General features: G+C 63.2%; 21 protein-coding genes. 11 read left to right on the top strand and 10 right to left on the bottom strand.

The window, feature by feature from the left end; translation table 11 throughout:
* Positions 1–14: 14 nt before the first annotated feature.
* Positions 15–425, top strand: coding sequence for a low affinity iron permease family protein (locus tag ABIT12_RS04430; protein ID WP_348042219.1), 411 nt, complete (start codon positions 15–17; stop codon positions 423–425).
* A gap of 51 nt (positions 426–476) precedes the next feature.
* A complete protein-coding gene (locus ABIT12_RS04425) occupies positions 477–872 on the top strand; it encodes a glyoxalase/bleomycin resistance/extradiol dioxygenase family protein (protein ID WP_348042218.1) in 396 nt (131 codons plus the stop codon).
* A 2-nt stretch (positions 873–874) separates the two neighbouring features.
* Here ABIT12_RS04425 and ABIT12_RS04420 read toward each other — a convergent pair whose 3' ends face one another.
* From ABIT12_RS04420 to ABIT12_RS04410, 3 genes are read right to left on the bottom strand one after another with little or no spacing between them, the layout of a single operon-like run.
* Entirely contained in the window at positions 875–2,053 is a 1,179-nt protein-coding gene (locus tag ABIT12_RS04420) for an FAD-dependent monooxygenase (RefSeq protein ID WP_348042217.1), read from the bottom strand.
* Positions 2,050–2,766 carry a hypothetical protein gene (locus ABIT12_RS04415; protein WP_348042216.1) on the bottom strand — a complete coding sequence of 239 codons (717 nt, stop codon included), beginning with the start codon at positions 2,764–2,766 and terminating at the stop codon, positions 2,050–2,052. Before ABIT12_RS04415 ends, ABIT12_RS04420 begins: the two co-directional genes overlap by 4 nt.
* Positions 2,766–3,848, bottom strand: a complete 1,083-nt coding sequence (locus ABIT12_RS04410; RefSeq protein WP_348042215.1) for a type III polyketide synthase — start codon at positions 3,846–3,848, stop codon at positions 2,766–2,768. Before ABIT12_RS04410 ends, ABIT12_RS04415 begins: the two co-directional genes overlap by 1 nt.
* Positions 3,849–4,057: 209 nt before the next feature.
* Between ABIT12_RS04410 and ABIT12_RS04405 the strand changes: the two genes are divergently transcribed.
* A complete protein-coding gene (locus tag ABIT12_RS04405; RefSeq protein ID WP_348042214.1) occupies positions 4,058–4,876 on the top strand; it encodes a sterol desaturase family protein in 819 nt (272 codons plus the stop codon).
* Here the strand turns inward: ABIT12_RS04405 and ABIT12_RS04400 are convergent, their stop codons facing one another.
* From ABIT12_RS04400 to ABIT12_RS04380, 5 genes are read right to left on the bottom strand one after another with little or no spacing between them, the layout of a single operon-like run.
* Positions 4,877–6,223 (bottom strand): phosphotransferase, encoded by a 1,347-nt coding sequence (locus ABIT12_RS04400; RefSeq protein WP_348042244.1) that lies wholly within the window; start codon positions 6,221–6,223, stop codon positions 4,877–4,879.
* Positions 6,153–6,791 (bottom strand): lysylphosphatidylglycerol synthase domain-containing protein, encoded by a 639-nt coding sequence (locus tag ABIT12_RS04395; RefSeq protein ID WP_348042213.1) that lies wholly within the window; start codon positions 6,789–6,791, stop codon positions 6,153–6,155. Before ABIT12_RS04395 ends, ABIT12_RS04400 begins: the two co-directional genes overlap by 71 nt.
* Complete coding sequence (locus ABIT12_RS04390; RefSeq protein WP_348042212.1) at positions 6,788–7,534, bottom strand: hypothetical protein; 747 nt, start codon at positions 7,532–7,534, stop codon at positions 6,788–6,790. Before ABIT12_RS04390 ends, ABIT12_RS04395 begins: the two co-directional genes overlap by 4 nt.
* Positions 7,527–8,318, bottom strand: a complete 792-nt coding sequence (locus ABIT12_RS04385) for a glycosyltransferase family 2 protein (RefSeq protein WP_348042211.1) — start codon at positions 8,316–8,318, stop codon at positions 7,527–7,529. Before ABIT12_RS04385 ends, ABIT12_RS04390 begins: the two co-directional genes overlap by 8 nt.
* Positions 8,308–8,724 (bottom strand): GtrA family protein, encoded by a 417-nt coding sequence (locus tag ABIT12_RS04380; protein ID WP_348042210.1) that lies wholly within the window; start codon positions 8,722–8,724, stop codon positions 8,308–8,310. Before ABIT12_RS04380 ends, ABIT12_RS04385 begins: the two co-directional genes overlap by 11 nt.
* Positions 8,725–8,875: 151 nt before the next feature.
* Here ABIT12_RS04380 and ABIT12_RS04375 point away from each other — a divergent pair, with 151 nt between their 5' ends.
* Positions 8,876–10,576, top strand: coding sequence for a hypothetical protein (locus tag ABIT12_RS04375; RefSeq protein ID WP_348042209.1), 1,701 nt, complete (start codon positions 8,876–8,878; stop codon positions 10,574–10,576).
* Here the strand turns inward: ABIT12_RS04375 and ligD are convergent.
* Together ligD and ABIT12_RS04365 are read right to left on the bottom strand one after the other, a co-directional pair.
* Positions 10,573–13,161 carry a DNA ligase D gene (gene ligD, locus ABIT12_RS04370; RefSeq protein ID WP_348042208.1) on the bottom strand — a complete coding sequence of 863 codons (2,589 nt, stop codon included), beginning with the start codon at positions 13,159–13,161 and terminating at the stop codon, positions 10,573–10,575. The genes ABIT12_RS04375 and ligD overlap by 4 nt on opposite strands.
* Positions 13,162–14,001 carry a Ku protein gene (locus ABIT12_RS04365; protein ID WP_348042207.1) on the bottom strand — a complete coding sequence of 280 codons (840 nt, stop codon included), beginning with the start codon at positions 13,999–14,001 and terminating at the stop codon, positions 13,162–13,164. It lies immediately after the preceding gene.
* A 355-nt stretch (positions 14,002–14,356) separates the two neighbouring features.
* Here ABIT12_RS04365 and ABIT12_RS04360 point away from each other — a divergent pair, with 355 nt between their 5' ends.
* The 7 genes from ABIT12_RS04360 (at position 14,357) to ABIT12_RS04335 (ending at position 25,237) form a co-directional block, all read left to right on the top strand.
* A complete protein-coding gene (locus ABIT12_RS04360; RefSeq protein WP_348042206.1) occupies positions 14,357–16,981 on the top strand; it encodes a PAS domain-containing protein in 2,625 nt (874 codons plus the stop codon).
* A gap of 206 nt (positions 16,982–17,187) precedes the next feature.
* Positions 17,188–17,268, top strand: a complete 81-nt coding sequence (locus ABIT12_RS18320; protein ID WP_407065585.1) for a potassium-transporting ATPase subunit F — start codon at positions 17,188–17,190, stop codon at positions 17,266–17,268.
* A gap of 16 nt (positions 17,269–17,284) precedes the next feature.
* On the top strand, positions 17,285–18,994 hold the full coding sequence (gene kdpA, locus ABIT12_RS04355; RefSeq protein ID WP_348042204.1) for a potassium-transporting ATPase subunit KdpA: 1,710 nt from the start codon (positions 17,285–17,287) through the stop codon (positions 18,992–18,994).
* Positions 18,995–19,006: 12 nt separating this feature from the next.
* The gene (gene kdpB, locus ABIT12_RS04350) at positions 19,007–21,067 is read left to right on the top strand and encodes a potassium-transporting ATPase subunit KdpB (protein WP_348042203.1); all 2,061 of its coding nucleotides are present in this window, start codon (positions 19,007–19,009) and stop codon (positions 21,065–21,067) included.
* Positions 21,068–21,302: 235 nt separating this feature from the next.
* The gene (gene kdpC, locus ABIT12_RS04345; protein ID WP_348042202.1) at positions 21,303–21,866 is read left to right on the top strand and encodes a potassium-transporting ATPase subunit KdpC; all 564 of its coding nucleotides are present in this window, start codon (positions 21,303–21,305) and stop codon (positions 21,864–21,866) included.
* 7 nt (positions 21,867–21,873) lie between these two features.
* Complete coding sequence (locus ABIT12_RS04340) at positions 21,874–24,558, top strand: sensor histidine kinase KdpD (RefSeq protein WP_348042201.1); 2,685 nt, start codon at positions 21,874–21,876, stop codon at positions 24,556–24,558.
* Positions 24,551–25,237 carry a response regulator gene (locus ABIT12_RS04335; protein ID WP_348042200.1) on the top strand — a complete coding sequence of 229 codons (687 nt, stop codon included), beginning with the start codon at positions 24,551–24,553 and terminating at the stop codon, positions 25,235–25,237. The genes ABIT12_RS04340 and ABIT12_RS04335 overlap by 8 nt, the downstream gene beginning before the upstream one ends.
* Positions 25,238–25,246: the final 9 nt, after the last annotated feature.

The following is a 25,246-nucleotide window of genomic DNA, read 5'->3' as shown; positions in this document are numbered from 1 at the left end:
CGCGTTGTGGCGCCATGGCACACTCCCTGTTCGACAAATTCTCCAACGCGATTGCCAAGGGCGCCGGCAAGCCGATCACTTTCGCGCTGGCCTGCGCCGGGATCGTCGCCTGGGCCCTTGCCGGGCCATTCACCGGCTTTTCCGAAATCTGGCAACTGGCGGTCAACACTGCCACCACCATCATCACCTTCCTCATGGTGTTTGTGGTGCAGCACACCCAGAACCGCGATGGCGATGCCGTGCAGGCCAAGCTCGACGAACTGATCCTGGCCGTCAAACTGGCCGATAACCGCCTGATTGGTGCCGAACGGCTGACCGGGCAAGAATTACGTGCGCTGCGAGACTATATCGACCGGCAGGCCAAGCTGGACGACAAGGAAGGGGCTTCAAAGGACTTGCCGATCGATCGCGCTGTTCAGCGTTGAACCTGACGGCACTTACGCCTTAGTCTCTGCCAACCGACACGGAGGAGCCAAATGAACGATACCGCAGCCAGCAGCGGACTGACGCCCTATCTCAGTATCGATGGCGCCAGCGACGCCATCGCGTTTTATCAGCAGGCATTCGGCGCCATCGAGCGCGCCCGCCATCCCGGCGAGAGTGGCAAGCTGATGCATGCCCATGTCGAGATCAACGGCGCGCCGCTGTTCATGAGCGATTTCTTTCCCGACCACGGCTACCCGCCGGTTGCGGCACAGGGCTTCAACCTGCATCTGCAGGTCGATAGCGCCCAGACCTGGTGGGACCGCGCCGTTGCCGCCGGATGCACCGTGCTGATGCCGCTCAAGGAAGAGTTCTGGGGCGACATCTATGGGCAATTGCGCGATCCCTATGGCATCCGCTGGGCTATTGCGCAGACCAAGGCGGCATGACGCTAAAACCCCGGCAGCGTCTTGGTCTTGCCGCTGAGGCGCGCGCCGATCGACAGCGCGGCGGGGAACACGTTGACGACGCCGCGCATCAGCGCCGCGCTTTGCGGAAAGATCGCCAGCCGCGACAGCACGTCGGCGGCGCGGATGCGGGTGGCAAACTGGCGGCGCCAGACGCTGGCATAGTTCGCACCGGCTGCCTCGCGCCCTGCCCGATCCCAGGTCTTGACCTGCGCCAACTGCTCGGCCAGCAGCCAGCCCGATTGCAGCGCCATCGAGATACCCTCGGCAATGATCGGATGCGACTCGCCGGCAATATTGCCAACGCGAAAAATCTCGGCGGCAAAGCGGGGCCGAATGCCGGGCCGGATCGGCCCCGCCGCCAGCCATTCGCCATGCAGGCTGGCGCCGCCAATCGCGCTGCGCACCGCAGGGCACGACCCCATGATATGCAGATGCACCACCTCGGCGGCTGATAGGCCGGCGTGCTCGACGCGCAGCCGGGTCAGCACGTCGCGCCTGATGCAGCACGACACCGACAGCCGCCCCTGATCGGCCCAGACCATGCCACCATAGCCGCCGGGAAACACCATCAGCGGCATCAGGTCGGACGCCAGCGCCGCCTCGGTGAAATGCGCCTTGAAACCAAGGAAGTCGTGCTTCTGGTTGCGCTTTTCCAGATTGCTGGCGAGCTTGCCGGGCTCCCACGAACCATGGGCGGCGATCACCACCGGCGCTGACAATTCCAACTGCTGGTCGCGGTCCTCGATGCGCACCAGCCCCAGTTCGCCTTCGCGGCTGATTTCGACGGCGCGCCATGGCTGCAGCACCGTCACGCCTTCGGCCTTTGCGGCCTCGAGCAGCAAGCCGTCGAGCACGTCGCGCCCCAATGCCCGACCAAAGGCATTGCCGCTCGCCTTGGGCATCGGCGCTTCCAGCGCCGGTCCGGCGGCGAACAGGGCCAGCCGGGACACTTCCGGCCCGGCCAGATCGCGGAACGCCTCGCCGACCCCCAGCCGGTCGAGCAGCGCCAGATTAACCGCCGAAATGAACTCGCCGCAGACTTTGCGGCGTGGAAATTCGCTGCGCTCGATGATCGCCACCGATCGCCCCTGCCGCGCCAGCGACAACGCCGCCGAAGCACCACCCGGCCCCGCGCCGATGACGATGGCATCGTAACTCACGCCCTGCCCTCCTTCTGGATGGCGGCGAACACATGAGTGAAAGGACCGACACGGCGTTCGACCAGTTGCTGGCCGGCGCAACGGGGCCAGGCCAGCGACAGTTCATCGCTGGTAAATCCGGCGCGCACGCTGACCACCGCGTCGTGCCGGGTCACGTCGTTGACCCCCACCAACGCCAAAAGATACGAGCCCCACAGCGCCAGCATGCTGCGGGACGGCTCGGCGGCCAGAAATACCGGCGCCAGCGTCGGTATCGCCGCCAGCAGCCTGGTCAGCATGTCGCCCTGGAAGTGGTGCAGGAACAGATTGGCCGACACCGCATCGAACCGCCCCGCTTCGGGCCGCCCGATCCAGTCGAACACATCGGCGGTGACCACCTGCACGCGCCAGCCCAGCGCGGCAAACTGATCGATGCGCTGCGGCGTTACCAGATTGGCCTGATCGAGCAGCAGCAGGTCGACATCGCCATAGGCCCGTCCCAGCCGCCGCGCGACCGACAGCATGAACGCCCCATCGCCCGCACCGATTTCCAGCAATCGCAGTTTGACCGGCTTTACATGCCTGCGGAACAGTCCCGCCATGATAGCGCTCTGCATCATCAGCGCATTGACCAGCACCAGATCGCGCCGCGACCTGACGGCGCGCGGATCATCGATGGCCAGACTGTCGAGCAGTTCCGGCACCAGCCGCCGTTGCGCCAGCGCGCCCGCCATCACTGCGCTGCGTCAACAGTATGGAACAGCATGGTTTCGGCGGTCAGGCCCGGTCCGAACGCCATGGCGCAGCCCGTCTCGCCGCCCTGCCGCGCCGCCAGCATCGCCGCCAGCACGAACATCACCGTGGCCGAACTCATATTGCCATTGGCGCGCAGCACTTCGCGCGATGGCGCCAGCGCCTCGGGGGCAAGATTGAGCGCCCGCTCGACCGCATCTAGCACCGAGCGCCCGCCCGGATGTACAGCCCACAGGTCGATATCGGCGATCGGCGTGCCCCGCAGGATTTCGGCAGATTTGGCGCCCAGCACATCATTGATCGCCGCCGGCACCTGACCCGACAGCACCATGTCGAACCCATCGTCGCGCACGCTCCAGGTCATCAAGTCGCGGCTGTCGGCGGCCACCACTCCGTGAAAACTGTCGAGCGCGATACCGGTCGGTTCGGCGCTGACCAGCGAGGCGGCGCAGCCATCGCCCCACAGGCAGAATGACAGCAGCTTTTCCAGATCGGTGGTTTCTTTCAGATGCAGCGTGCAGAGTTCGATATTGACCACTAGCACCCGCGCCGCGGGCTCGGAACGCACAATGTGGCGGGCCTGCTTGAGCGCGTTGATCGCGGCATAGCACCCCATGAAACCGATGATGGTCCGCTCGATCCCCGATGACAGCCCGTTGCGGGCGATGATTTCCAGATCCATCCCGGGTGCCGAGAACCCGGTGCAGGTGGTGACGATCAGATGCGTGATCGAGGCTTTATCCTGCCCTTCAAGCACCTTTTCCACCGCATTGGTGGTCAGCAGCGGCGCGGTGGCGGCAAACATGTCCATCCGCTTGGCGGTGCCCGGAAAGCTGCCGCGCGTGAACACGCCATCCGCATCGGCACTGCGCCTGGCATCTGTCGATGGGGCAAAGCTGGAGAAGCGATGCTCGATGCCGCCCTTGTCGGCCATGCGGTTGAAAATCGCCCGGCGGCGCGGGTCCTCGGACAAGAGCTCGCTGGCAAATTCGATGAAGAACCGGTGTACGTCATTGCTCGGAACAGCCGTGGCGACGCGGTTGAGATAGGCTTGTTCTGGCATTGTCGGTCCTCCGGATCACCTGCGTTGCAGTCGCAGTCTTGTTGTCATGTCAGAAACTGGCGGCCCGTTAGGGGCATCTCCGAAGGTCCACGCTATCATTCCATTTTTGGCTGGGAACAAAAATCTGCAACGTCGCGCGGCGCTGGCTCTGAACAAAAGGTTAACCAACCTCGTGCTTGAATGTTCCATCAGCTGCAGGACGGTCGCTTTTGGACAATCTCAACGCCATTGTCGAGTTTTTCAACCTGCGCACCATCCTGGTGCTAGCGCTGGTGTTTGTGCCGCTCGAACGCATCCTGCATCTGCATGAAGACCAGAAGATCCTGCGCCAGACGCTTTCGGTCGACGCTATCTATTTCTTCGTCATCGCCCAGATCACCCGGCTTGGCCTGGGACTGGTCACGCTGGTCGCCATGGCGGGGGTCAACCTGGTCATGCCGGCAGCCGTGGGCGACGCCATCCGCAGCCAGCATCTGGTGCTGCAGGTGATCGAAGCCCTGGTGATTGCCGATATCGGGCTCTATCTGGCCCACCGCATGTTCCATGCCGTGCCATTGCTCTGGCGCTTTCACGCAGTGCATCATTCCAGCGAACAACTGGACTGGATGTCGGCCTATCGCGTCCATCCAGTCGATCAGGTTTTGACCAAGGCCATCTCGCTACTGCCAATCTTTGCCCTGGGTTATTCGACCGAGGCAGTGGCCATCCTGTTCGTCATCCAGACCGCCCATGCGGTGCTGGTCCACGCCAATATCCGCATCGGCTTCGGTCCGCTCAAATGGCTTCTGGTCACCCCGCAATTCCACCATTGGCACCACGCCAATGAGCGCCAGGCCTATGACAAGAACTTTGCGGCGCAACTGGCATTCCTCGATTGGCTCGGCGGCACCATGCACCTGCCCGGCAAAAGCTATCCCAAGGCCTATGGCGCCGACGACGCGCCCCCGGTCGACCAGCCATTGCGCCAGTTGGCCGATCCATTCCTGCCCAGGCCAAAGCCGGACAGCCCGCCCCAAACGGCAGAATGATCAGGCCGGCAGGTCGCCCGGATAGCGCTCCTGGTAGTCCTGCAGCAAAATGCAGAGGCAGCCGAAGAAGGCTGTACCGGCAGTCGGAGACCGGCGCAGTTGATAGGGGATCAGCCGCAGGTAGTTGATCATTTCGTGCAGCAACACCTGCTGCAATCCGGCCTCGCCGAATCGTTGGCGCAAGTCATCGCACAGCCCGGCAAATAGCGCGCTGTATTGCGACGAACGATGCAGGCTCACCGTCAGTTTGCCATTGGCGAAACTGGCGCGCGGATCGCGGTGCACCGCCTCGTAGCCCAGATGCAGCGACTGCATCAGCTTGGCAAAATCGATCAGTGGGCTTTGAAAGCCATTGTGCGGATTGGGATCGATCAGGAACCAGTTGGCCGGACCCGGCTCGGGCCGCACCATGATGTTCTCGATGGTCAGATCGCCATGGATATCGGCCTGCCGTCGCTGATTAAGCTTGCCGACCAGCCAGTCGAGCTGGCGGAACACTTCAAGACTGGCCAGTGCGAACGGGCGCCCGTTGATCTCGATGCTCGGCGCTTCAAACAGCTCCGGCAATGCCGCTATCACTTGATTCAGATTAGCGCTGGCTTTGCGCTGCAGATAGTCCCGCACCGCCGCGTCGGGCGCATCGGCCGCGGCATGGCTGGCGTGGAAAGCATCGAGCCGCGCCACCACGTCGCCCAGAATAGCGGCCGACGCCACCAGCGTTTCGGTATGGATGGCTTCATAGAAATCCCGCGTGCCGCCGAGATAGCGCATGTCATAGAGCTGGTCACCATTATCGGAGCGGCGACCCATGGTTTGCACCACTGGCAGGTCAGGAGCAAATCGCTCGATCCAATCATATTGCGCCAGCAGGGTTTGGCCCGCACTGCCACTGGCAAATTTGCGCACCAGCAATTGCCCGTCGATTTCGATCAGCGCGGTGATGGCGCCGGAGCCGCCATGGAACACCCGGTGCAGCAGGCCCTTGCCGATACCGCGCTCCTCAAACTCCAGCAGCAAACCGCCATCGCCCCGGAACCGCCGGTCCAGAAACGCCTCATAATGCACATCGCTGCCGAAATTGACCGGCAGCAACTCGGCTGGCGCCGTGACAAAATTCTCGGTGCGGGTGACCCAGCGCAACGCGCCGCGAAACCGCGCCAGCACGTTAAAGCCAGTCAGCGCTGCAAACACCACGATGGCCAGCACCGGCAGCGTCAGATAGGCGATCAGCACCCAATCGGGCGACGACCAGGCGACGCTGCCCGCGAGGGGTGCGCTATAGACGCTCAAAAACTCGCTGGGAAAACTGGCGCCGATGGCGGCGGCAAACAGCGCCAGCGACGCCATGTAGCCAGCCCACATCAAAGTCGTCAGCGCCCAGAACCTGACGCTGGGCAGCAGTGCGCGCGAGGCAAACAGGCCGGCAAAACTCTGCGCGAAATGCAGCAGCGCGGTCTTGAGGCCGGCATTGAAGATTGACGCCACCGCCCAGGTCAGCCGCTTGGCCCAGCGACTGAGCCGCAGCAACGAGGCTGCGGCCAGCGCCAGCAGCGCGGCTGCGGCCGGCGCCAGCACCACACTGATTGATTGGTGATAGCAGCAGGACCAGCGCCAACGCCGCCACGGCCAGCAGATCGATGGTGCGCTCGAACACGATGGTGGCCAGAACGCTGACCGGATTGGCCTTGGCTGCATAGGCGAGATAAGCCCCACGCACCACTTCGCCCAGGCGGAACGGCAAGACCGTATTGACCAGATAACCCAGGCTGAGCGAGGCCAGCGGTTGCAGATTGGACACTGCAATTCCGGTCTGCACCAGGATCAGCCGCCAGCGCACCGTGCGCACAATGTGCGAGAGCAGCAGTACCGCGACAGCAGCAATAAAATACAAGATTGCCAGTGGTGACAGCGTCATTGCTGCACCTCGAACCGCTCGGGATGGCGCAACGCCGCCGTCAGTTCCGCCGGCGTGCCGAACGGCACATGGAAATCCAGATCAAACCCCGCGATCCGCCGTCCCTCGGCCACCAGCACGTCATAGACGCCGCTGACGAACAATTCGGGGTAAGGGCAATTCACCCGGTATATCTCTGCCGCCGCGTGCAGCAATTCGACAGAGGCAAAGCCATAGACGCCCGCAATCGCCCGGTCACTGATGACGCGCTTCTCGGCGGTCTCGATCAGAGCACCATCGCTGCCATAGCGAGCAAACGAGAAATTGGCAGACTGCGACGGGAAATGGCTCAGGAACCCATCGAACTCGCCCGCGTGCAAACCGGCAATCGCCGATGGCAATTGGCTGTAGCCAAAGGCGTGATCACAATCATTGATGATGACCGCCATAGCCGGATCAAGCCCGTCCAGCCCGAGCAGCGCCGTTTCCAGCGACCCGCTGGTCGGCTGCGCCAACGCAACGATGCGGGCCTGCGGAAAACAAGCGTTGATCCGCCCGCCGAGATCGAACTCGCGCTGGTGCTGTTCCAGGATTACGAAGCTCAACCCGCACTGCGGCACCTGCTCCAGCACGCCGCGGGCGGCCCAGTGGAAAAACGGCTTGCCGAACAGCTCGATCAACGGCTTGGGCAGCGCATGGCCGCCTTTGGCAAAGCGCGACCCCTGCCCGGCCATCGGCATCACCATGTGGATTGGCTCAGCCATCGATCTGGGTCCACGAATAGACCGAGTGAACAACGCGGCGATGCTCCAAACCGGCAAACGACCGCCGCCGTACCAGCGCCCGCAACGCAATCTTCAGCGTCCGAAACGATTGGCGCACCAGCCGCACATTGGACACCTGATCGTCCTCCCGCCACGAAATCGGCACGAAACGGATTTTGAGTCCGGCGATCATCTGCGCGGCCAGTAGGACGCAGTTAAACGTCAGATCATCCGGGTAGCGCGCGTAATCGAGCCGCGCCAGCGCCGAGACGCGATAGAGATTGAGCCCCGCCCCCAGATCGCGCACCCGGCCGAACAGGCAGGCGGAATAGAGCGCGTTGAAGACGTGATTGCCCCATAGCCGGAGCTTTGAATAGCCCGGCGTCTTCGAGCCCGCCATGAACCGGCTGCCCAACAGGCAATCGACCGCGGCAAACGAGCCGTCTTCCAGAGAGGGCCGCAGATCGGCCAGCGTGCCCTGATCGTCGCCATGCAGCACGATCAGAAAGTCAAACCCATTGGCCTGCGCATAGGAAAACGCCACCTTGTGCGAACCACCCAGTCCGTAATTCTGCTCATTCTGCAGCAGCGCTACAAAGCCATCGCCGCGCGCCGCGATCCGCGACCGCACCACGCCCACCGTGCCGTCGCTGCTGCGATTGTCGATAACGATGACCTTGGCAATCAGGTCTCGCACCCAGGGCGGCGCCAGCTGATCGAGCACGCGGCCGATCTGGCCGGCGCAATTGTAGGCCGGAACGAACACCAGGATTTTAGCGGGCAAGGCGTCCTCGCTGGACCAGAAACCGGGTCACCAGAAAATTGCAGGTCAGCGACAGCGGGGTCACCAGGATCTTGGCAACGAGGGCCGCGTGTATCGGCGCCATCATCGCGGCCAGCAGGCCAGCCAATACGGTGATTGCCAGCGCCCACAGCGCGATATTGGCCTCGGTATAGAGCAGGTAAATGAACATAGCCTTGCCGGAGGCCTCGCTCCGGCCAAACACCAGCCGGCTAGACACCAGATAGACGGCCATCGCCGCAATGGTGGCGCTGATGACATTGGCCGGACCGGGCGGCAGGCCCAGCATGACAATGGCACACCAGAACAGGCAAAAATCCAGCAGCCAGCCGGCTCCCGACAGCACGATAAACTGCAGCGCCGGCTTCATGGCGAAGGGTTCGGGCAAGGGCGCTTGATCCTCTGGCGACTGTCGGACGCATAGCATGGCCCAGCCGGGGTTGATTCCGAGTAAAGCTAACGCGCCCGCCAGTAACCTTGCACTAACGCGGCTCGTGCGACTCTTGGTTCTCTCAGCGAGACACAAGATGCCTTCGACCATGACAAGACTTTGGGCCATTGCGCTCACCCTGCTGGCGGGGTGGCTGTGGTATCCAGCGCTGTTTCCAGCCCATGTCGAAGGCTTTTCTGCTTCCATCGAATCCATCGCGCGCCATCTGCTCGGCGGTGACCTGCAGAATTTTGACCGCGCCTATCCGTTTAGCGCGGAATTTTTCATGCTGTCGCGGCTGGGGATGAACCTTGCCGCAGCCGGCGCAACACTGCTCGCCGCCGGGTCCAGCGCGCTCGGCCTGCGCCTGCTGATGATCGCCGGTTTTGCGCTGCTGGTGCTGTCCAGCTTGGCGCTGGTGCGGCATTGGACGCGCTCGCCCGCCACCATCGTCGTGCTGATCCTGCTGCTATTGCCCGGCCTCGGGGAGAGCGCGTTTTTCTACAATGACAATGTGCTCTCCGCTGCGCTGGCGGCTGCCGCTTTGGCGCTGGCGGCGCGCAGGTCCGGTTTCCCGGCGATCATCGGCGCTGGCGCCCTGTTTGGCGCGGCGGTGCTGACCCGCAGCGATGCCTTGCTGATGGCGCCCGCGCTGGCGCTGCTACTGGTCGAACGGCATGGTTTTAGCCTTGCCCTGTTTATCCGCCTGGCGCTCGGCCTCTGCATGGCCGCGCTGGTCGAAACGGGCGCCCTGCTGGCCTTTGGCGTTACTCCGCTCGATGTCATGCGCACCGTCACCGGCACTGTCGATCTCTGGCACCGCGATCTCGATCTGCCGCGCCAACTGGTGCAGCTCCTGGCATTTGGCGGACTGCCGATCGGCGTGCTGGCCGCCATCGGCTGCATCATCGTCATCCGCCGCCGCAACGGACTGCGCATGGCGCTGCTGATCGGCGTGCCGGCGCTGTTCCTGCTGGTCTATTGGGGCAAGCTCTGGCAGGCGCGGCAACTGCTGCTGCTCACCCCGTTTGTGGCCTGCCTCGCGGTCGAGGGCTTGGTAGCGCTGCGAACCGCCATCGCCGGCCTGCGCTATCAGGTGGTGCTGTGGTGCGGCGCACTGCTGGCGTTCATGGTCTGGCCCAGCACCGTCTGGATCACCGATGGTCCCCATAGCGTTACCGGGCGGCTGTGGTCGCCGCTGGTGTGGAGCCAGTGGCAGCAAAGCGTAGAATTCGACTTTGCCACCCTCGCTTCTACCGTGGATACCGCCGGTCCCGGCACCAGCATCATCATCACTGATCGCTGGGATGCCGACCGCTATCTGCACCTGACGCTACAAACCGCAGGCTATGCAATGACCCCAGATATGGCGCCCGGCGGCTGTGGCCTTGCGGTGGAACCGTTCACCCGGGGCGACCGCACCATCTTGCATGTCCGGCTGCACCTGCCGTTTCTGGCGGAACGGCTGGCAGCGCTTCCGGCCCTTTACCAGCGCTATGCGGCACCCTGTATCGCCGCTGTGCCCGCAGCGCCGGTGCGGTATCTGACCAATAGGCTGGACGCTGCCGCCTGGCTTGATGGGGGCGCCATGCCGTCGCTGGCCGGCACACCGATCCTGCCATGGTTGACCGCCCCGGCCGCCGTACACCTGAGCGTCATCGACCTCGATCTGGCAAGGCAGAGGGCGCTGCAAGCGTTTTACCGGCAGATCGCCGACACCGAGACCGGAATTGCCCCGGTCGATACGAGCAGCCTGGCCGAACTGACCGCCCGCATGGCAGCCCGCTCGGCCCTGCTCAAGACACCCTAGCCGGCCACGGCACTCCACATTGCCTTGGTGATCGATTGGGTGGTGGAGAAATAGTCCTTCCACGGATCGGGCAGCGCCGCACGACCCGCCGCAGTTTCGAGGCTAAACTGGTTGGCCCCATTGATGGTGTCCAGTTCGTCCCAGCTCACTGGCACCGCGCAGGGGGCGCCTGCGCGCGAGCGGATCGACCACGGCGCAATGGCGGTGGAGCCGCGCTCATTGCGCAGATAATCGATGAACAGCTTGCCCTTGCGCTTGGCCTTGCTCATCGTGGCGATGAACCGGTCCGGCTCGCGATCGGCCATGCGCTGCGCGAAGGTCTTGCAGAACGCCTTGACCTGCGGCCACTCGGTAACCGGCTTGAGCGGAGCAATAACGTGAATGCCCTTGCCGCCCGAAATCAGCGGATAGCTTTCCAGCCCCCAATTGCCCAGTTCCCTGGCAATATCCTTGGCCGCCGAACGCACTTCGGCAAAGCCCAGGCCTTCATCAGGGTCGATATCGAAAATGATCCGTTCGGGCTTTTCGATGTCGTCGATGCGCGAGCCCCACAGGTGCCATTCCAGCACATTCATCTGCGTGCCGGCGACCAGCCCAGCAAAATCCTCGATATAGAAATAGTCTTCCTTCTCGCCGTTCTTTTCGGCGATCAGCAGCGACTTCATCTGCTCGGGAAAACCGCCGGTATTATGCTTCTGGAAGAAGCAGTACTTCGTGCGGCCCTGCGGGCAGCGCAGCAGGCTGAGCGGCCTTTTGGTGACATAGGGCAGCATGCGCTCGGCGACCTTGGAATAGTAATCGACGATCTCGGCCTTGGTGACGCCCTGGCCGGGAAACACCACCCGATCCGGGCTGGTGAGGCGGACATGCGCCACTTCGGCCGCATGAACGCCATGCTGATCAGTGAGTTCCACGCTGGTGACCTTTCTGGCCTTGCCGGGCTTTGCCCCTGCCTCTGCCGTTTCCAGTTTGATCTGGCGCGATGGCTTGTCCTCGCGCAGCTCCAGAAACGCCGGGTGGCGCAGGATGCCGTCGGGGGTGAACTCGGTATAGGCGATTTCGGCCACCAGATCGGGGGTCACCCAATGGGCATCGCGGGCGATCAGTCTGGGGGCATTGGCGAACGGATTGGTGGTGCTTTTGGCTTTGTCCAGACGGGTCTGCAGCGTATCGGCCTGATCGACGGTAAAGCCGGTGCCGACACGACCGCGATAGGTCAGCTTGCCCTCCTCCCAGGTGCCCAGCAGCAGCGAGGCGAAGGACTTCTTCTTTTGCGAGGCCGACCAGCCGGCAATGACGAATTCCTGCCGTTTGCCGCATTTGATCTTGAGCCAGGACTTGCTGCGTTCGCCGCGATAGGCCGCGTCGCCGCGCTTGGCGATAATGCCTTCGTGCCCTTCCCGACAGATGGTATCGAACACCCGCTGGCCATTGCCGGTGACATGCTCCGAGTACTGGATCGGCGCATCTTTTTCGATCTTGCCTAAAAGCGTCTTGAGCCTGGCCTTGCGCTCAGTCAGCGGCAGTTTCGACAGGTCTTGGCCATCGAGTTCGAGCAGGTCGAAGGCAAACAGCACCAATGGCCCGCCATTGCTCAACGCGTCCTTGAGTGTGGAAAAATCAGTCCGACCCTTGGCGTCGAACGCGCAGATTTCGCCATCGATCAAAGCGCTGCCCTTGGTCAGCCGCGCCAGCGGCGCAACGAGCGCGCCGAATTGCTCGCTCCAGTCCTTGCCCGAACGCGTGTAGAGCCGCACCGCCGGACCAGCCACCGCCGCGAGGCACCGATAGCCGTCATATTTCATCTCGAACACCCAGTCGGCCCCGCTCGGCACCGCGTCGACCAGCGTTGCCAGTTGCGGTTCGCGGAAATCGGGCAGGTCCTTGGAAGTGCCGTGGGGAGGCGCGGGCACGTTCTCGTCAGCCTTGTCATCGTCCGAATGCCACACCGCCTTGGCCGGCGTACTGGATTTTTTCTTCGGCTTTTCGCCCTTGGCGATGGCGTCCATGCTGCGGCCCGATGACACCGAAGTGGTAAATCCCTCGACCAGCGTGTCCTTGTCGGTGGCAAAATCATCGTGATGCTTGATCAGCAGCCAATTTTCGCGATCCGGCCCGGATTTGCGATGCGTGTCGCGGCCCTTCATATGCACCAGCACCCATTCACCATGCATCCGGGTGCCATTGAGTCGCATCTTGAGATCACCGGACTCCAGGCCCGCATGCGGATCGCCGATCGGCTCCCAGGTGCCCTGATCCCACAGCATCACTGTGCCGCCGCCATATTCGCCCGCGGGAATGGTCCCCTCGAAACTGGCATAGTCGAGCGGGTGATCCTCGACCCGCACCGCGAGGCGCTTGTCGGCGGGATTGTCCGATGGGCCCTTGGTGACGGCCCAGCTTTTGAGCACACCATCGAGCTCGATGCGGAAATCGTAATGCAGGCGCGTGGCATCATGCTTTTGCACGATGAAGCTCAGCGCCTTGCCCTTGCGCCCGGCTTTGCCACCCGACGGCTCATCAGTTTTGGCGAAGTCGCGCTTGGTGCGATATTCGCCCAGCAGTGTATCGGCTTTGTTGGCCATCTAGCTGGCCTTCTTGCGCGGGGCGGACTTGGCCTTCGTGGGAGAGCCGCCTTCGAGGCTGGATTTGAGGGCCGCCATCAGATCGATCACATTCGAGCCGCTGGCTTGGGCTTCGGAGGGCTCGTCCCTGGTCGAAATTTTCTTGCCCTTGGATTTGAGCTTGCGGGCGATCAGGTCGCGTAACGCCGCCTGGTAGTGATCCTTGAACACGCCGGCATCGAACTTGGCGGTCTTCTTGTCGATCAGCGCGGTGGCCACTTCAAGCAGGTCAGCATCGGCCTTCTTGGCGGAAATCTCGGAAAAGAACGCATCGGCTTTGCGGATTTCGTCTTCATAATGCAGCGTTTCGAGCAGCAGGCCGGTGCCGGTCGGCTTGATGGCAACCAGATATTCCTTGCCGCGCAGCGCCAATTGCCCAAGCCCGATCTTTTCGCTCTGCCGCAGCGCATCGCGAATGACCCGAAATGCATCCTCGGCCAGTTCATCGGCGGGCACCACGAAATAGGGCTTGTCGTAATAGATCGGATCAATTTCGCTCATGCTCACGAACTGGGTCAGTTCGAGCGTCTTGCGGGTCTCGAGTTTGACCGCGTCGATCTCCTTGTCAGTGAGCAGGACGAAGTCGCCCTTCTCGTATTCGAACCCCTTCATGATCTCGTCCTTGTCGACGGGACCAATGCCGGCCACCACTTTTTCGTAGTTGATCGGCTTGCCGGAGGGCTCATGAATCTGCCGGAACGCCGGTTTGGCATTGGGCTTGGTCGCCGAGTAAAGCTCGACGGCAATCGACACCAGCGACAAACGCAACTGGCCTTTCCAGATCGGACGCGATGCGGGCATGACGCTCTCCGGCAACAGTGACTATGCTGAACGGCGCGCGTTCCCAAATGTTCCGTAGCCACGAGAATGGTCAGAAATAGACCGCCGCCGCCTGGAACCAAATCAAGCCCCCACCGTTTATGACGCTGGCGCGAAGCGGGGCGCTGGAACTAAATTTCATGCAAGTGACGACGGCCCAGCACAATTCCGACAGCGATCCTCTCGCGGATTGTACGAAGTCGAACGCTGGAATGAGCCTTGATCGGCCGCCGTCGATCTTGGGTTGCGACTGTGGTTATGTCGGCGCAGATGGGGAACCACGACGGTAATGGCGAGCATGACAAGCGGGGGAGCCGCCGGTAGGATCAGACCTCAGGTGCTGGCGAGCGGCCTGATCGTGCTGTTGCTGGCATTCATTGCGACCGGCTCGGCCTATCTGTTCTGGAGAAATTACCAGGACACCTACGCTTCGGTGCAGAACCACGCCAACTCTGCCTCGCAGGTGGTTTCCACCAATGTACAATGGGCTTTTGAATCGGCGCGGCAAATCCTGCGGCGGGTCGATGACTCGATCGGACCAGACCTGACTGCGCCCGGCCCGCAAGCCGCCGCCAAACTTGCCGAAGCCGTTGCCACGCTGCCCGGCGCCGTCAAGGTTTATGTGGTCGACGCCAGCGGCAAGACCCAGTTGACCACCGATCCCGATTTCAAACCGATCGAGGTGCGGGACCGCGAATATTTCGCGGCGGTCGCGGCCGGAGAGCGGTGGCACGTTTCATCTCTGTTGGTCAGCCGGCTCAATGGCCAGCAGATTTTCACCATCAGCAAGCGGATTGAGCGCAATGGCAGTTTTGCCGGCGCCGCCATCCTCTCATTCAACTCCGATCTGATGCAGGGCGTCTGGCAATCGCTCAGCCTGGATGAAGGCTCCACGGTCGGCCTGCTGCGTGACGATGGACAACTGGTATCGCGCTATCCGCTGCCGGATGGGCCGCTCGACCTCAGTAACTATATACTGTTCACCGACTACCTGCCCAAGGCCAACGCCGGCACCTATGAAACCATCTCGCCCGCCGACGGGGTGCATCGCATCGTCGGCTATCGACGCGTGCCCGGCACGAACCTGATCGCGTTGTCCTCGGTCAGCACCGACATAGCCTTTTCCACCCTCAACGCCGGCACGCTCTCAGTGCTGGCGCTGGCGCTACCCGCCGCGCTGGGACTGATCCTTGTCTCGTACTGGACTTTCCGGCTGCTGCAAAAGGATGCCCGCCAGCGCGAGATCGAAGCCCAGTTCCAGACTTTTGCCGAAGCCATGCCCAACCATGTCTGGACCTCGGCGCCCAACGGCACGCTCGATTGGTTCAATTCTCGCGTCTATGAATATGCCGGTGCGCAGCCCGGTGAGCTGGATGGCCAGGCCTGGACCAGGATTGTCCATCCCGACGATCTTACGGCCTCCGGCGCCAACTGGGCCGCGGCGCTCGCTTCAGGCCAGCCCTACGAAACCGAATTTCGCTTGCAACGGCACGACGGCGCCTATCGCTGGCATATCGCCCGCGCCGTGCCGATCCCGGGAAAATCCGGCGCGCCGCTGCGCTGGATCGGCACCAATACCGATATCGATGAACAAAAGCGCTCGGCCCAGGCCCTCGCCGAAAGCGAAGCGCGGCTGCGTCTCGCCATCGGCGCCGGGCAACTGGCGGTATGGGAGCTTGATCTCGCGACTTTGCGGATCACCCCGTCTCCGGCGCTCAACCAGCTTTACGGCTTTCCGCCCGATGCCAGCCCGAGCACTGAGGACTACCTGTCGCGTTATGCGCCCGGCGAGCGCGAGCGCGTCGACAGGCTCGGCGCCGAGGCCAGTGCGCGGGGCGACGCCGAAATCGAGGTCGAGGTCAGACACATCTGGCCCGACGGCACGGAAAAATGGCTGCTGATCCGCGCCCTGACGCTCGGCGCTGACCAGGCGGGCCCGGCGCGGGTGATCGGCGTTGCCATCGACATTACCGAACGCAAAACCGTCGAACAGGCGCTGATGCAGAGCGAGCGGCGGTTCCGGCTGTCCCAGCAGGCTGCAGGGATTGCGTCGCTCGAACTGGACGTATCCACCGGCACGGTGTTGGGATCGGACCATTTCTGGGAAATCTGGGGCCTGGGCCCCCGCGACAGCGTCCATATCAGCGTGCTGGAAAACATCGTCATCCCCGACGACGAGGACATTCGCTCCAATGCGGAAACCCGCCGGAGCGGCACCGCTATGCCCAATGTGGAATATCGCATCCGTCGGCCGGACAATGGCCAGCTGCGCTGGCTGTCGCGCCATATCGAATTCACCTACGACACCGAAGGCAAGCCGCTCAAGATGTTCGGCATCATGCAGGACATTACCGAAGCCAAGCAGGCCCGAGCCCGCCAGGAAATGCTGACCCACGAGCTGGAACACAGGATCAAGAACATCCTTTCCATGGTGTCGGCGATTGCCTCGCAAACCCTGCGCAATCTCGATCTGGAGACGGCCAGAGCGGCCTTCACCGATCGTCTGCAGGCACTCGCGCTGGCCCACGACATTCTCAACACCACCCGGTGGACCGAGGCCTCGATGGCCGAGGTGATCGAAGCCACCATCGTTCCACTGCCGCGCAACCGGCTCACGGTCAGCGGCCCGATGGTGTCGCTGCAACCCAAGATGGCGCTGTCTCTGGCGCTGGCGGTCAACGAGCTGGGCACCAACGCGCTCAAATACGGCGCCTTGTCCAATGAGACTGGCAGCGTCGAGATCACCTGGAGCCTGACGCCGGGCGAAGCCGGCGCGCCACCGACGTTGGTGTGGCGCTGGCTCGAACAGGGTGGGCCGGAAGTGATCAAGCCCTCGCGGCGCGGCTTCGGCACCATGCTGCTGGAGCGGGTGCTCAGCGCTGATTTCGGCGGCGCCGTGCAGATGAACTACGATCCGGCCGGCCTGCAATGCCAGCTGACGGCGCCGTTCTCGCCGGCCTAAGGCGAGTGGCCGCGCACCGCCGTCTTTATGGGTTCCTTATGCCGCCCCAATGCAATCGGAATATCATTCTGATGCCGGTCTGACCGACAAGGGGAGCCTCGATTGGAGGCTTTCATGCTTGATCTTGTGTTTCTTGCCCTTGGTTGCGGCACTCTGCTGGCGCTGGCGCTCTATGCCGCCACGCTTGGCCGGCTGTGAGCGCCGCCATGCTCATCCTTGCTTTCATCATCGCGCTCGCGCTGGCCGTCTACCTTCTGGTGACGATGCTGGTGCCTGAGCGCTTCTGATCATCCGGAGATCATCATGTCACTCTCTGGCTGGGTCCAGATCGCCCTGGTCCTCATCGTCACACTGCTCGCGGCAAAACCTTTGGGTCTTTACATGGCCAAGGTGTTTTCCGGCGAGCGCACCTTCATGTCGCCGCTGCTGAGCCCCATCGAGCGCGGCATTTATTGGCTGAGCGGCGTCGATGCCAAACGGGGCCAGGGCTGGCTCGCCTATACCTTTGGCGTGCTGCTGTTTTCCCTGTTCGGCTTCGTGCTGCTCTACGCCATCCTGCGCTTGCAAAACCTGTTGCCGCTGAACCCGCAGGGCTTCCCGGCGCTGGCGCCCGATCTGGCGTTCAACACTGCCGTCAGCTTTGTCACCAATACCAACTGGCAGGCCTATGGCGGGGAAACCACCATGAGCCATCTCAGCCAGATGCTGGGGCTGACGGTGCAGAACTTTGCCTCAGCGGCCACCGGCATTGCCATCGCCATGGCGCTGACCCGCGCCTTTGTCGCTTCCGGTACCAAAGAGCTGGGCAATTTCTGGGTCGACCTGACCCGCGCTACGCTCTACGTGCTGCTGCCGCTGGCCATCGTGGTCGCTCTGGTGTTTGTCGCCATGGGCCTGCCACAGACCCTTGATGCTTCGATGACCGCGGCGACGCTGGAAGGCGCGCAGCAGACTATCGCACTGGGGCCAGTTGCCAGCCAGGAAGCCATCAAGCAATTGGGCACCAATGGTGGCGGGTTCTTCAACGTCAACGCCGCGCATCCCTTCGAAAATCCGAGTGCTTTCTCCAACTATCTGGCCATCGTTGCCATGCTCTCGGTATCGAGCGCACTGGTCTATGCCTTCGGCCAGATGGTCGGCAATCGCCGGCAGGCCTGGGCTTTGCTCTCTGTCACCGTGATCCTCTTGGTCATCGGCACCGGCGTCATCTATTGGGCCGAAACCTATGGCAATCCACTGGTTACAGCGCTCGGCGTCGATCCGTCGCTGGGCAATATGGAAGGCAAGGAAATCCGCTTCGGCCAGGCTATGACCGCGCTCTACAGCGCTGTCACCACCGGGCTGTCCAATGGCGGCGTCAATGCCATGCTGGGCTCATTCACCCCGTTGGCAGGCCTTGTACCGATGTTCCTGATCCAGCTCGGCGAAGTGCTGCCCGGCGGTGTCGGCTCGGGGCTTTACGGGATGCTGGTGTTTGCCATTCTGGCGGTGTTCGTTGCCGGGCTGATGGTGGGCCGCACGCCCGAACTGCTGGGCAAGAAGATCGAAGCCCGCGAGATCAAGTTCGCCATGCTGGCGGTGTTGATCCTGCCATTGGTGATCCTCGGCTTTACCGCCGTGTCGGTGGTGCTGCCGTTCGGCGTCTCGCAGATTCTGACCGGCGGACCGCATGGCCTGAGCGAAATTCTCTATGCCTATACGTCCGCTGCCGGCAATAACGGCTCGGCCTTTGGCGGGCTTTCGGCCAATACGCCCTGGTACAATTCCACTCTGGGAATTTCCATGCTGCTGGGGCGCTTTGGCTACATCGTGCCGGTGATGGCCATTGCCGGTTCGCTGGCCGCCAAGACCCGCGTCCCCGCCTCCGCCGGCACCTTCCCCACCGATCGGCCGCTGTTTGTAGGCCTGTTGATCGGCGTCATCATCATTCTGGGCGGATTGCAGTTCTTCCCCGCCCTCGCCCTTGGACCAATCGTCGAGCATTTCCTGATGCTTGCCGGCCAGACCTTTTGAAGAAGACCCATCATGTCCAATAGTCCTGCCAAGGCCACTGCCCTGCTCGATCCGGCCATTCTGGTGCCGGCGCTGCGCGATGCCTTCATCAAGCTCGATCCCCGCCAATTGCTGCGCAATCCGGTGATCTTCGTCACCGAAATCGTCGCGGCTCTGGTCACCCTCCTGTGGTTGCAGGAACTGGTCAGCCGTTCCGGCACGCCGGCATTCTCCGGCCAGATCGCCATCTGGCTGTGGTTCACCGTGCTGTTCGCCACCTTTGCCGAAGCGGTCGCCGAGGGGCGCGGCAAGGCGCAGGCCGATAGCCTCAAACGCGCCAAATCCGACCTGTTCGCCAAACGCCTGCTGTTTCCCCAGCAGCCCGGCAATGACGCGACTGAACTGGTGCCGGCCACCGATCTGCGCGTCGGCGACATTGTGCTGGTGCAAACCAACGACCTGATCCCCGGCGACGGGGAAATCATCGCCGGTGTCGCCTCGGTCAATGAAAGCGCCATTACCGGTGAATCGGCCCCGGTGATCCGCGAAAGCGGCGGCGACCGCTCGGCGGTCACGGGCGGCACCCAGGTGATCTCGGACTGGCTGCGCATCCGCATCACCACCAAGCCGGGCGAAACCTTCGTCGACCGCATGATCGCTTTGATCGAAGGCGCAAAACGGCAAAAAACCCCCAACGAGATCGCGCTGTCGATTCTGTTATCGGGGCTGACGCTGGTGTTCCTGATCGCCGTGGTGACGCTTTATGGCCTCGCCGCCTATTCGGGCACCGACCTGTCCGTGGTTGTGCTCGCGGCGCTGCTGGTGACGCTGATCCCCACCACCATTGGCGGGCTGCTCTCGGCCATCGGCATTGCCGGCATGGATCGGCTGATCCGCTTCAACGTCATCGCCACCTCCGGTCGCGCGGTGGAAGCGGCCGGCGACGTCGATACGCTGCTGCTCGACAAGACCGGCACCATCACTTTCGGCAATCGCCTCGCCACCGAATTCCTTCCGGTCGCCGGGGTCTCCGAACGCGAACTGGCCGAGGCGGTGCTGCTGGCCAGCCTGGCTGACGAAACTGCCGAGGGCCGCTCCATCGTGGCTTTGGCGAAGCTCGATTTCGGGCTCAGCGAACCGATCATGGCCGGGACCAAGACCACCTCCATCCCGTTCACCGCGCAGACCCGCATCTCCGGCATCGACATCGATGGCCGCCAGATCCGCAAGGGCGCCATCGACTCGGTGCTCAAGTTCGCGGGGTTGACCCGCGCCGATGCACCACGCGAGTTCATCACCGCTGTCGAGCGGGTCGGCCGCTCCGGCGGCACCCCGCTGGGCGTTGCCGATAGCAGCCGGCTGCTTGGCGTCGTGCATCTCAAGGATGTGGTCAAACCCGGCATCAAGGAGCGCTTTGCCGCCCTGCGCGCCATGGGCATCAAGACCGTGATGGTCACCGGCGATAACCCGATCACCGCTGCCGCCATCGCCTCGGAAGCCGGCGTCGACGATTTCATCGCCGAAGCCACCCCGGAACAGAAACTCGACTATATCCGCAAGGAACAGGTCGGCGGTCGGCTGATCGCCATGTGCGGCGACGGCACCAATGATGCCCCCGCTCTGGCGCAAGCTGACGTTGGCGTCGCCATGCAGACCGGCACGCAAGCGGCGCGCGAGGCGGGCAATATGGTGGATCTGGATTCCAGCCCCACCAAGCTCATCGAGATCGTCGAGATCGGCAAACAGATCCTGATGACCCGCGGCTCGCTGACCACCTTTTCCATCGCCAACGACGTGGCCAAGTATTTCGCCATCATCCCGGCTTTGTTCTTGGTGACCTATCCCCAGCTTGGCGCGCTCAACATCATGGGCCTGCACTCGTCGCAATCGGCGATCCTGTCGGCGGTGATCTTCAATGCCCTGATCATCATCGCGCTGATCCCGCTGGCTTTGCGCGGGGTCAAATACCGCCCGGTCGGCGCGGCGGCGCTGCTGTCACGCAACCTTTTGATCTTCGGGTTGGGTGGCCTGGTGGCGCCGTTTGTCGGGATCAAGCTGATCGATATGGCAGTGACCGGGTTGGGGATTATCTGATGCCACGACTGCAAAAGAACCCCTCATCCGCCCTTTGGGCACCTTCTCCCTCAGGGGGAGAAGGGAACCGTGCGCCTCCCCAAGTGCTGCTTCCCCTCGCCCCTTGAGAGAGGGACAGATTTTCTGCGTTCAGCAGAAAATCAGGGTGAGGGGTTCGATGCCCGTCGATAGCACCCTTCGGTCGCCGCATCCTCACCTACCGCCGCAGCATCAGACCTCATTAATGGAGCCCAAAATGCTCAATCAACTTCGACCTGCTCTAGCAATTACTGTCATCCTCACTGTCGTTACCGGCCTTGCCTATCCGCTGGCCATCACCGGCGCTGCCGGTGCGCTGTTTCCGCAGGCGGCCAAGGGCAGCCCCGTCGAGCGCGACGGCAAATTGGTCGGCTCTGCCCTGATCGGGCAGAATTTTACCAGCGCCAAATACTTCTGGTCGCGCCCATCGGCCACCGGGCCGGACCCGTATAATGCTGGCGCATCAAGCGGGTCCAACTATGCGCCGACCTCCAAGGCGATGCTGGAGCGTATTGCCGGTTCGACCGCGGCACTGGGTCAAACCACGCCGGTCCCGGCCGATGCGGTAACCACGTCGGGTTCAGGCCTTGATCCAGATATCTCTCCGGCCTTTGCGGCGCTGCAGATCGACCGCGTTGCCAAAGCGCGTGGACTTGATCCAGCCGCGATCACCAAGCTGGTGACCACTGGCACCAGCCTGCCATTGCTGGGTATATTCGGCGAACCGCGCGTCAATGTCCTCGCCCTCAATCTGGCGCTGGACGATTTGACGAGGCAATAGGACGACGATGGCCCGGCCGACTGAACTTTCAAGGCCCGATCCAACCGCGCTGCTGCAATTGGCCGGCGGCGAGGGTCGGGGCAAGCTGACCATTTTCCTCGGCGCGGCGCCGGGCGTCGGCAAGACCTATGCGATGCTGGCCCGCGCCCAGCGCCTGCGTGCCGAGGGCGTCGATATCGTCGTGGGACTGGTGGAAACCCATGGCCGCAGCGAAACCGCGCAATTGCTCGATGGCCTTGAGACGCTGCCGCGTCGGCCCGGCCCCCATGATGGCGATGCCTATGGCGAGTTCGATCTGGATGCGGCGCTGGTGCGGAAACCCCGGATCATCATTGTCGATGAACTGGCCCATTCCAACGGCGCCGGCTCGCGCCATCCCAAGCGCTATCAGGATATCGCCGAGCTGATCGATGCCGGGATCGAGGTGTGGACTGCACTCAACGTGCAACACCTTGAAAGCCTCGCCGAACTGGTGACGACACTGACCGGGGTGCCGGTGCGCGAAACCGTACCCGACCTGGTGCTGCAACACGCCCACGAAGTGCTGCTGGTCGATCTGCCGCCGGCCGAACTGATCGCCCGGCTCAATGAGGGCAAGGTCTATCTGCCCGGCAATGCCAAGCGCGCCGCCGACGGTTTCTTCAAACCCGCTAACCTCACCGCCCTGCGCGAACTGGCACTGCGCCGGGCGGCCGACCGGGTCGATGACCAGATGACCGATATCCTGCGCCAGCAGGCGGTGGATGGCCCCTGGGCGACCGCTGAACGCCTGCTGGTCTGCGTCGGGCCGGACCAGCTTTCGGCCAATGTGGTGCGCACCGCCGCCCGCCTCGCGACCGGGCTCAATGCCCGCTGGCTGGTAGTGTCGCTCGGTCGCGCCAGCAATGCCACGCTCAACGCCGAACGGTCGGCCCGGCTGGAAACTACCCTGGCGCTGGCCGAGCGGCTGGGTGCTGAAATCCGCCGCCTGACCAGCGACGATTATGTTGCTGAAATCATCCGGCTGGCGCGCAAGGAACACATCACCCAGATCGTCATCGGCCGCCCGAAATCGGGGGTGTTGACGCGCTGGTCTTTCCGCTCGTTGCCCAATGAACTGCTCCGCTCCGCTGGCGATATCGGGGTTTATCTCGTGCCCGGCGAGGCGGAAAAATCCGCGCCACGGAACCTGCTGCGACCCCGCTCGATGCCCGAATGGCTGACCACGATTGCTGTTCCGGTGCTCTCGGTCGCTGCCATCGTGGGCATCGGGCGCGGGCTGACGCAGGTGCTGGCGCTCCAGAATCTCTCGATCCTGTTCCTGCTCGCCGTGGTAATCTCAGCCATGTCATCGGGCCTGATCGGGGCGCTGCTCGCCGCCGGTCTGTCGTTTGTGGCCTATAACTTCTTCTTCATCGAACCGCTGTTCACCCTCACCGTGGCGCGGCCCAATGAAATCCTGTCGCTGCTGATCTTCGTCGCCGTGGCGGGGGCCACCGGCACCCTCGCCGCGCGCCTGAGCCAGCAGATGCAGCACGCCCGCCAGTCGATGCGGAACACTCAAAATCTCTATGACTTTTCGCGGCGGCTGTCGGCGGCCTATGGGCTGGACAATGTGATGATCGCTACGGCAAGCCATTTGCATGCCGCGCTCAACCGCTCCGTGGTCGTGCTGGCGCCTGACGACGCGCAGGACCTCGCGATCCAGGCGGCCTGGCCGCCCGATATCGAACTTGACCCGACCGCGATGACGGCTGCCCGCTGGGCCTGGGACAAGAAGGAAGCCGCAGGCTTCGGCACCGGCACGCTGCCGCAGGTGCCGCTGGTTTTCACCCCGATCCGCTCCGGCCAGCGCCTGGTCGGCGTGGTCGGCATTGCCATCGATCCAGCAATCGGCGCGCTGTCCGTTGACGAGGACCGACAACTGACCGCCTCGCTCGAACAGGCGGCGATCGCCATCGACCGCGCCCGGCTGGTGCGCGACAATGCCCGCGCCGCCATCGCCCGCGAAGGCGAAAAGCTGCAATCGGCGCTGCTGTCATCGCTGTCGCATGACCTGCGCACGCCGCTGGCCTCGATCACCGGCGCCATCACCACGCTACGCCAGCTGGGCGATAAAATTCCCGCCGCCAGCCGCGACGACCTGCTGCTGTCGATCGAGGAAGAAACCGGCCGCCTCAACCGCTTCGTCGGCAACCTGTTCGATATGACCCGGCTGGAATCGGGCCTGATCAGGCTGCGCCGCGATCCGATCGACCTGGGCGCCGTCATTGCTGGCGCCATGGCGCGCGCCAAGGCGGTTCATCCCGATATCGCCATCGACCTCAGCCTCGCCGCTGGCCTGAAACCGGCTCTGGGCGATGCGGCCATGCTCGAACAGGTGCTGTTCAACCTGCTCGACAATGCCCGCAAATATGCCGGCAAGGATGGCCCCATCGCGGTCTATGTCCGCACCGGCGCTGGCCTGGCCAGCATCAGCATCACCGACCAGGGCAAGGGCATTCCCCAGGACGAACTCGAAGCGATCTTTGAAAAATTCTATCGCCGGGCCAAGGGCGATGGCCGCGCTGCCGGGACCGGGCTTGGCCTCTCCATCGCCCGCGGCTTCGTCCAGGCGATGGGCGGCACCATCAAGGCGGAAAGCCCAGCGGCGCGCAAACGTGGTACACGCTTTACCATTCGCCTGCCGCTGGCTGGAGAGCCGATTGAGTAAACCGCGCATCCTCGTTGTCGATGACGAACCCCAGATCCAGCGCTTCCTGCGCCCGGCTCTGGCAGCAGTCGACTATGAGATGATCGAGGCGACCACCGTGGCCGAGGCCAAACGGCTGATCGTCACCCGCTCGCCCGATGTGGTGGTGCTCGATCTGGGCCTGCCCGATGGCGATGGCAAGGAAGTCATCGCGGCCGTCCGCGCCTGGTCGCAGATACCGATCATCGTCCTTTCAGCCCGCGACAGGGAAAGCGAAAAGATCGACGCGCTCGATCTGGGCGCCAATGACTATGTTGAAAAGCCCTTCGGTATCGGCGAACTGCTGGCCCGTATCCGCAATGCCTTGCGCCTGCATGCGGCAATCCCCGCCACGTCAACGCTGGCCTTTGCCGACGTGTTGATCGACACACGCCAGCATCGCGTGTCGCGCGCCGGGCAGGATATTCACCTGACGCCCAAGGAGTTCGATCTGCTGGTGCTGCTTGCGCAAAATGCCGGACGGATGATGACTCATCGGCAGATCCTGATCCAGATCTGGGGACCCGCGCATGTAGAGGACGTGCAATATCTGCGCGTCCTGGTCGGCCAGCTTCGCGCCAAACTCGAACCGGACCCGGCCCATCCCAGCCTGATCCGCAACGAAGCCGGCGTCGGCTATCGCCTAGCGCCGGACGCCTGAGCGCACCCG

The sequence above is a fragment of the Devosia sp. genome, from assembly GCF_039927955.1.
Lineage (GTDB): Bacteria > Pseudomonadota > Alphaproteobacteria > Rhizobiales > Devosiaceae > Devosia.
This window is presented reverse-complemented; position numbering and strand designations above follow the sequence as displayed.

Coding starts and splice junctions, on each gene's coding strand:
- ABIT12_RS04430 (WP_348042219.1), top strand. CDS start 15: ATGGCACACTCCCTGTTCGACAAATTCTCCAACGCGATTGCCAAGGGC.
- ABIT12_RS04425 (WP_348042218.1), top strand. CDS start 477: ATGAACGATACCGCAGCCAGCAGCGGACTGACGCCCTATCTCAGTATC.
- ABIT12_RS04415 (WP_348042216.1), bottom strand. CDS start 2,766: ATGGCGGGCGCGCTGGCGCAACGGCGGCTGGTGCCGGAACTGCTCGAC.
- ABIT12_RS04410 (WP_348042215.1), bottom strand. CDS start 3,848: ATGCCAGAACAAGCCTATCTCAACCGCGTCGCCACGGCTGTTCCGAGC.
- ABIT12_RS04400 (WP_348042244.1), bottom strand. CDS start 6,223: ATGGCGTCGCTGGCGCTGTTTGCCGCCGCCATCGGCGCCAGTTTTCCC.
- ABIT12_RS04395 (WP_348042213.1), bottom strand. CDS start 6,791: ATGACGCTGTCACCACTGGCAATCTTGTATTTTATTGCTGCTGTCGCG.
- ABIT12_RS04390 (WP_348042212.1), bottom strand. CDS start 7,534: ATGGCTGAGCCAATCCACATGGTGATGCCGATGGCCGGGCAGGGGTCG.
- ABIT12_RS04375 (WP_348042209.1), top strand. CDS start 8,876: ATGACAAGACTTTGGGCCATTGCGCTCACCCTGCTGGCGGGGTGGCTG.
- ligD (WP_348042208.1), bottom strand. CDS start 13,161: ATGGCCAACAAAGCCGATACACTGCTGGGCGAATATCGCACCAAGCGC.
- ABIT12_RS04365 (WP_348042207.1), bottom strand. CDS start 14,001: ATGCCCGCATCGCGTCCGATCTGGAAAGGCCAGTTGCGTTTGTCGCTG.
- ABIT12_RS18320 (WP_407065585.1), top strand. CDS start 17,188: ATGCTCATCCTTGCTTTCATCATCGCGCTCGCGCTGGCCGTCTACCTT.
- kdpA (WP_348042204.1), top strand. CDS start 17,285: ATGTCACTCTCTGGCTGGGTCCAGATCGCCCTGGTCCTCATCGTCACA.
- kdpB (WP_348042203.1), top strand. CDS start 19,007: ATGTCCAATAGTCCTGCCAAGGCCACTGCCCTGCTCGATCCGGCCATT.
- kdpC (WP_348042202.1), top strand. CDS start 21,303: ATGCTCAATCAACTTCGACCTGCTCTAGCAATTACTGTCATCCTCACT.
- ABIT12_RS04340 (WP_348042201.1), top strand. CDS start 21,874: ATGGCCCGGCCGACTGAACTTTCAAGGCCCGATCCAACCGCGCTGCTG.